Annotated in this window: 1 protein-coding gene, 2 pseudogenes and 1 riboswitch; of the genes and pseudogenes, 1 reads left to right on the top strand and 2 read right to left on the bottom strand. The window is 60.3% G+C overall.

The genetic code is table 11. From position 1 onward, the window contains the following. The first annotated feature begins 550 nt into the window (after positions 1 to 550). Positions 551 to 752, top strand: a riboswitch (cobalamin riboswitch). Positions 753 to 835: 83 nt separating this feature from the next. After that, positions 836 to 3177 (top strand): annotated as a pseudogene (gene metE / locus M727_RS38595) (5-methyltetrahydropteroyltriglutamate--homocysteine S-methyltransferase). Positions 3178 to 3773: 596 nt separating this feature from the next. Here metE and M727_RS0132355 read toward each other — a convergent pair. Both M727_RS0132355 and M727_RS38600 read right to left on the bottom strand, forming a co-directional pair. Next, a complete protein-coding gene (locus M727_RS0132355) occupies positions 3774 to 4469 on the bottom strand; it encodes a response regulator transcription factor (protein ID WP_027155996.1) in 696 nt (231 codons plus the stop codon). Between the two features lie 733 nt (positions 4470 to 5202). Next, a pseudogene (locus M727_RS38600) lies at positions 5203 to 5659 on the bottom strand (integrase core domain-containing protein); the annotation flags it as partial.

Here is a 5659-nt window from a genome sequence, read left to right on the forward strand (position 1 = left end):
TTGCGGATCTGATTGAGGAACTCGAACGTGTCATCGAGGTGCCGACGCCAAAGCGCAGGTGCTTCCATAACGCATTGCTTCCATGATGGTGGTTGTTTGCCGCTCGGCTGGGATTGAGGGCATCAAGCTTCTCGCATCGCTGCCGACCGGGCGCTGGCCGAAAATTGTCCTCGATTCTCGTTCCATCAATGAGCGATGTTGCTGCAGTTGAGCTCGGCAATCGTTTAGATACCCCGCCAAGCGGGCCGACCGAGACTGATCAGTTCCCCCAAGGCGTCACGCAGTGCCCGGGAAAGAGAGCGAATTGCCTCTGCCTAAGCTCACTTCGAGTATATCCGAGATGTTGCTTCCAGCGTGATCGGAGTCAACCCCTGGCACAACGGGTAGTCTGCACCTGCGACAGTCCATACGGCTGGCCAAAGCGGAAGAAATTGAGCATGCCGCCGGCCGAAAGGACGGTCGCGATCACCCGACACCTCGCAATTATCGCACCAAGTTGGATAACGATATAAAGATTTGTTTATGTGATTGACAGCAATGTCCCCTCCGGCGAATGTAAGTAGTCGATGGTTCTCTGATGCGGTTGGCTGCAACGGAGCTAAGAGGGAAGCCGGTGAAGATGCCGGCGCTGCCCCCGCAACTGTAAGCGGCGAGCCAAGCCCATTCATGTCACTGAGGTGTATAGCTTCGGGAAGACGGGCCAAGGTGTCGACCCGCGAGCCAGGAGACCTGCCACGGCGAACAAGGTCCACAGGCGGGGTGTCTCGGTGGGCGTGGTTACCGGCTCGTCTGGTTGCCAACGTCTGCCTTGCCTCCACGCCCCAACCATCGGGGTATGGTATGTCTCTCTCGGAAAGTTCCTGTAGCCACACTTGGCGTGCCGCGTATTGGGCGCCGTCGCGAATTAAAGCACGCGCTTGAGGCCTATTGGTCGCGAAAATCTTCCGCTACCGATCTTCTCGAAACGGCGCGGGCACTACGTGTCGCGAACTGGATCGAACAACGCGACCGTGGCGTGACAAAAATCCCGTCCAACGACTTCTCGCTCTACGATCATGTGCTCGACACAGCAACAATGGTCGGCGCTGTCCCGCCACGCTATGGCTGGAGCGAGGGGGAAATCTCGCTCGACACCTATTTTGCGATGGCGCGTGGAAGCCAAGGAGAGGCTGCCGGTCGCGGGCATACCAATCACGATCACGCCGTGACAGCGTTGGAAATGACCAAGTGGTTCGACACCAACTACCACTACATGGTCCCGGAGCTCGCCGACGATCAAGCCTTTGCCCTATCGTCGTCAAAGCCGTTGGATCACTTCCTTGATGCCAGGGCGTTGGGCATTCACACCCGCCCGGTCATCCTTGGGCCTGTCACCTTCCTCAAGCTGGCCAAATCGCCCACCCGGGACTTCAACCCTGTTGCGCTGCTGCCGCGGCTGCTGCCGGTTTACGAGCTGCTGCTGCGCCGACTGAAACTCGCGGGCGCCGACTGGGTGCAGATCGATGAGCCGGCGCTCGTGCTCGACCTCATTCCAAACGAGCAAGACGCGTTCAATTTCGCTTACGACCGACTGTCGCAAGCGGCGCCGGCGCTAAAGATCATGCTCGCCACCTATTTCGGCGGGCTGGACGGCAATCTCGAGACCGCTCTTTCGCTTCCTGTGGCGGGCCTGCATCTCGACCTTGCACGCGCTCCCGAACAATTGGAGGTGGTGGGCCGGCTCGCGCCAAAAGACCTGGTGCTTTCGCTTGGCCTGATCGACGGTCGCAACGTCTGGCGTGCGAACCTGCGCCCCATGCTTGACCGGATCAAGCCGGTCGTCGCCGGCTGGCCACTGGAGCGAGTGGAGATCGCGCCATCCTGTTCGCTTCTGCACGTGCCGATCGACCTGGAACTGGAAACTGGGCTTGATAGTGACGTAAAGTCGTGGCTCGCATTCGCTGGGCAAAAGATAGACGAACTGACCACGATCGCCCGGGCCTTGTCCGAAGGCCGGGAGGCGGTTGCAGCAGAGCTGGAGTCTTCGACCCAAGCAGCCGCCGCGCGTTTGACGTCCCCGAAGGTCCATGATCCGCTGGTCGAAGGACGCCTCGCCTTTGTCGACGACGGTATGACGCGGAGGAACAGCGGTTTTTCTGAACGCTCCAGGCTTCAGAACGAAAGGCTCTGCTTGCCGGCTTTCCCGACCACGACGATCGGTTCTTTCCCGCAAACGCCTGAGGTTCGCAATGCACGTGCGGCCCATGCAAAGGGAGAATTGAGCTATGTCGACTATGAGGCATTCCTGAGGAAGGAGATCGAAGCAGCCATCCGCTGGCAGGAGGAGATCGGACTGGACGTGCTGGTGCACGGCGAGTTTGAGCGAAACGACATGGTGCAATATTTCGGCGAGCAGCTTTCTGGCTTCGCCTTCACGCAGCGCGCCTGGGTGCAGAGCTACGGGTCGCGTTGTGTGCGCCCCCCGATCATCTTTGGCGACGTGTCGCGGCCCAATCCCATGACGGTGCGCTGGTGGCAATACGCCCAATCGCTAACTGACAAACCCGTTAAAGGCATGCTCACCGGCCCCGTGACGATTCTCAATTGGTCCTTTGTACGCGACGATCTCGCGCGCTCGGTCGTTTGCCGTCAGATCGCGCTCGCCCTCCGTGGCGAGGTGGGCGATCTCGAAAGCGCCGGCGCCAAGGTGATTCAAATCGACGAAGCTGCCCTGCGCGAGGGCTTGCCGCTGCGCAAATCCGAATGGAAGCATTATCTCGAATGGGCCATCGAGTGCTTTCGCCTCGCTTCGACGGCGTGTACGATGTGACCCAGATCCACACGCACATGTGCTACTCCGAATTCAACGACATCATAGACGCGATCGCGGCGATGGATGCCGATGTGATCTCCATCGAAACCTCGCGCTCGCAGATGGAATTGCTCGACGCCTTCAAAAGCTTCAATTATCCGAACGAGATCGGACCGGGCATCTATGATATCCACTCACCGCGGGTGCCGGGAGTCGACGAGATGACGAACCTGCTCTCGCGGGCGCGCCAGCGCCTTCGCGACAGTCAGATCTGGGTCAACCCCGATTGCGGTTTGAAGACACGTCGATGGGAGGAAGTCCGTCCGGCGCTCGTCAATATGGTCAAAGCCGCGCGCAGTCTGAGAGACGCACCGAAGGCGGCCTAGCCAAAGTGTATGCCGTCGCCCGGTGGACGACGGCATACACTGGACTGAGGCGGTTAGAACTCAGTGCCGGCAACGCGCCACGTCGCGCATATGCCGTTCGTCCGGAGTCGGCGATAGCGGTGCGCGCTGACGGGCACTTGATTTCACGACTCCGGTTCCCCTTGCTACACGTCGATCTGTACACCGATCGTTACCAATACTGATGTCGTTGGCTCAGGGCGCATCTCCAAGTCAGCCGGGCGTCGGGTCCGCTGATCTAAACACGGGAAGCGTCGTCACATGATGCCGCTTTAAACGCTGTGCGTGGAAAGTGGTGGTGACCTCCACTCGCCTGAATGGCCCCGGCTGCTGGCTTCAGTCAGACCATCTCAAGCGAGAGTTCGACGTCTGGTGCATTCTCCATGAGCGCACAGTTTCATCATGTCGTCGCTAATCGGTAGTCATTGCGGTCAACGCTTGGTGTGGCAATCAGACCCATCGGCAGCGCCGATGACCACCGCAAAGCCGCTCGCTCGCTACAGCGCTATTGAGGGCGCGCTCGCGAGCAGCTTTTGCTCCGCCGACGTGCACCACACACGCTGACACGATCGTCGCGATCAAATTTCCTGCTCTTCGAGCGCATAACCGGCCGAGCGTATGGTTCGGATGACGTTGTGGGGCGAGAGTGCCTTTCTGATGCGGCTGATATGGACGTCGACAGTACGCGCACCGACATGAATGTTGTCAGGCCAGGCGGCGCCAACCAGTTCGTCTCGGCTGCATACCTTGCCAGGATTTTCCATCAGATGACGTAGCAGGTTGAACTCGAGTGGGCCAAGATGGAGCTGCTGGCCGTTGCAGTGTACCCGATGGCTGCCGAGCCGCATCTCAAGCTCCCCGCAGGTCAGCGACCCTCCATCCCCTCCGCCGTTGGAATTCAGCGGCTTCGTCCCCAGCTTCGCGCCAAGGTAAGCAAGCAACTTGGCCGGCGCGAAGGGCCGCAGGAAACTTTCGTCAATGCCGGCCTTGAGCAGATCGAGCTGTTGGTGCTCGGCGCCGGAAGCGATCAGGGCGATCACGGGCAGGGCGTCAGTTAGGAGCTCGCCTTTCAGCCGCGCGCAGATCCCCGGGCCGGTAGCGCTCGCGGGTTGGCAATCCAGAACAACAGCCTGCGGCTCGCGCTCCGTCGCCTGCTGGATCGCGTCCTCGACGCCACCGGCCAGCTCGGTTGCAAAGCCGTCCACCTCCAGGACGTGACTGAAGAATAGGTAGAACTCGGCATCCTGCGAACAGATCAGGACTAGTGGCTTCATCTGCGGGCCCCACATAAATCAGCATTCAGCGCCGGTCGCGAGCCAGCTCGCTGTCGAGCGCCGGTTCGGTGCGCCAGCTGTCGCCTCTGCCGATGCCACCGGACACTTCCCTCATGGCCCGAGGCCGATTGGCAATTTAGTGTTGCCCTGGAAACGAAGATGTACCCCAACACTGCGGGGTCCGGCCAGCGATGTAGACCGTGGATCAGCTGTTGGATTAGGTCTCCCAAGCAGACCCGGCCGGTAGATCCGAGTTGCTGTGTCAAGCATCCCGCCGGTAAACTCGACGCCTCCTTTATACGCGCACTATCTGATGCCGACCTGACAAGGTTGCTTGCTAGCTTCGTTCCCCGGATCGCAATGCCGCTCCGCGTCATCAATGCCTCCCGGCAGTTCCTTGTCTCAGGACCATGAGACTCAAAATTCGTGCCAACGCGAAGTGAGCCGCAGAGAAGATTTTCGCGACTTTTATTTCAGTCGCTTAACGAGAAGGGAGCAGAAGCCGGACACCACAATGTCGCGGACTCGACAAACGCAGCATTGCTGTTCCCTGCGGGCGAATCCCGAATCGGCAGACCGGATCGCCCTGCGGAGCGGAAGCTTAAGGCTGTGTTGATCGGCCGGGAACCCGGAAAGTGGCCTCTGATCGTGGCGATCGCCTAGGCTATTGCACCTGACCTGAGACCCTGTTCTCCTCCGGCTTGAGGGAGAGTCCTGGGTTTCGTTTCTGGCCTCATGCGGCCTGTTTTTCCAGCGTGGATTTCTTTGCGAACTCGGCTGGCGGCATGTTGCCGAGGGCCGAGTGTGGTCTGTGGTGGTTGTAATCCTCCTTCCATGGGGTGATGGCGCTGCGGGCCTCGGACAGCGTCGAGAACAGCGTATCGTTGAGGCACTCGTCCCTGAAGCGCCCGTAGAAGCTCTCGACGAAGGCATTCTGCATGGGCTTACCCGGCGCGATATAGTGCCATTCGACGCCGGTCTGCTGGCACCAGCGCAGGACTGCCATGGAGTCAGCTCCGTGCCGTTGTCGGAAACGATCGTGGCGGGCCGCCCGCGCCAGCGGATGACAGCGNCCAGCTCGCGCACGANGCGCAGGCCCGACAGCGAGGTGTCGGCGATGAGTGCCAGACATTCCCGCGTGTAGTCGTCGACGACGGCCAGCACCCGGAAGCGACGGCCGTCGGTGAAGG

The sequence above is a fragment of the Mesorhizobium sp. WSM2561 genome (assembly GCF_000513915.1).
GTDB lineage: Bacteria > Pseudomonadota > Alphaproteobacteria > Rhizobiales > Rhizobiaceae > Mesorhizobium > Mesorhizobium muleiense.

Excerpts from the sequence above, each read along its gene's own strand:
- M727_RS0132355 (WP_027155996.1), bottom strand. The coding sequence starts at position 4,469 with ATGAAGCCACTAGTCCTGATCTGTTCGCAGGATGCCGAGTTCTACCTA.